2 protein-coding genes are annotated in these 1,035 nt (G+C 43.4%); both read right to left on the bottom strand.

Going from position 1 to position 1,035, the window contains the following annotated elements; translation table 11 throughout:
• A partial coding sequence (locus B7Y67_RS19270; protein WP_293600013.1) for an efflux RND transporter periplasmic adaptor subunit occupies positions 1 to 584 on the bottom strand: 584 nt, incomplete at its 3' end.
• Positions 581 to 1,035 (bottom strand): TolC family protein (locus B7Y67_RS19265; protein WP_293600012.1); only part of this gene is annotated, 455 nt, incomplete at its 5' end. The genes B7Y67_RS19270 and B7Y67_RS19265, both read right to left, overlap by 4 nt.

Below are 1,035 nucleotides of genomic sequence, written 5' to 3'. Positions count from 1 at the left end.
ACTAATTGACTTGCGCTCTTTGCTTTCAGAAAAGATAGTTGGGATTGCGTTAATTCAGTAGAGGTGATTTTGGCCAAAATATCGCCCTGCTTCACCTTTTGACCTGGAATAGCTAGTATCTCCGATACTCGGCCTGTCACATTCGCACCGATACGGGATAAAAACATCTCATTAAAATCCACTCGACCAGAAGCGCGTAACTCTTCAACAAACGAACCGGTGTAAACCTCTCCCTCAGTAATCATATTATGTAGATCTTCATTCACGATCACTACATTGGGATCTTGAACAGACTTGACGGTCGGACTGCGATCAAACACATTGAAGTAATTTAGGATAATCAGAAATAGACAAAACCAAGGAAAGTAATAGAGTCCTTTTTGCGTCCAGGGAGGGGCTTTATCGTACCGCTGAGCCACACGAGGCAAGTGAGTACTAAACCACTCATGGGTTAATAGATATAAATCATTTTGGGCTTTAATGACAACAGCAAGCCATTCCTTTGCATAGACTTTTGCAATTGCCATATAGCGGGAGTAGAACTCCTTTGACTTAGCTATGATTTCCGTGAACTCTTGCTTCATTGCTTTCCACTCTCAATTTTTGCAATCCACTCTGGGGTTGCTCTTAAACGCTGAATCTCGGTAACAACTGAGGCCAAATCAAAGCGGGCCTTGATCAAATCATTACGAGCTACTCTAAATGTTCTTTGTGCATCCAAATACTCGAGCATGCCGCGCTCACCGTAACGATAAGAAACCTCAGCAATCCGCCGCGCACTCGATGCTAGCTGAACGACATCTTGATCAAGAATTTTTACCTGATAACTGGTCATCTGGTAGAGCTTATATGCCGTCTCCAATTGCTGATCAAGGCTTTGGCTTTGGGCATTCAGTTGATTCTTAGCCTTAGATGCATTGGCTTCTGCTTCCGCAATCTGACCACCCTTGAAGTCCCAAATAGGAATGCTCACCACCAAGCCATACAGACGATCAGTAAAATTTGGGTCGTTATATTGCTGTGCCTTAATCGATA

The organism is Polynucleobacter sp. 35-46-11, assembly GCF_002281105.1.
This window is presented reverse-complemented; position numbering and strand designations above follow the sequence as displayed.